Below are 713 nucleotides of genomic sequence, written 5' to 3' on the forward strand. Positions count from 1 at the left end.
CCATGGCAAAGAAGCCGTTGGACGAGGCAACGAAGAAACGCTTGCGGGCCGGCCGCATGCTTCTGGCGGGCAAAGGCCCGGCAGAAGTGGCACTGGCCGTGGGGGTAGCCCGACAGACGGTGTACACATGGAAGGGCTTGCTCGATGAAGGTGGAATCGATGCGCTGCGTGCTGTGCCGGGTCGAGGTCGTCCGGCGCGGCTCGATGAGGAGCAGTTGGCGCAACTACGGCAGGCATTGCTACAAAGCCCGACCGAATACGGCTTTGGCACCGAGCTTTGGACACTCAAGCGCGTGGCTACGCTCATCAAGCGCATGTATGGCGTCGAGTTCGGGCAAACGCAGGTCTGGCGCATTCTTGGGGCGCTGGGTTTCAGCGCACAAAAGCCTGAGCGGCGCGCAATCGAGCGCGACGAGGAAGCGGTGCGCCACTGGAAGCGACGCACGTGGCCCACGCTAAAAAAAAAGCCCAGCGCGAAGGCCGACTGATTGTCTTTATCGACGAGACCGGCATCAGCGAGCGCCCCACGCGGGTGCGCACCTGGGCGCCGAAGGGGCAAACGCCAGTTATCCAGTTTCATTTCAACTGGAACCATGTCTCGGCGATTGCGGGTCTCAGTCGCACGAACTACCTGTTCCGGTTGTACGAAGGCAGCGTGAAGAAGGAACAGGTGATCGAGTTTCTCAAGGCGCTCAAAGCGCATCTGAAGCAGC

General features: G+C 61.2%; 1 pseudogene. It reads left to right on the top strand.

The annotated features are described in order from the left end of the window. Window positions 1-2: 2 nt before the first annotated feature. Window positions 3-713 (top strand): annotated as a pseudogene (locus tag HV796_RS43000) (IS630 family transposase); the annotation flags it as partial.

Source organism: Paraburkholderia humisilvae (genome assembly GCF_902859855.1).
In the GTDB taxonomy this organism is placed as follows: Bacteria; Pseudomonadota; Gammaproteobacteria; order Burkholderiales; family Burkholderiaceae; genus Paraburkholderia; species Paraburkholderia humisilvae.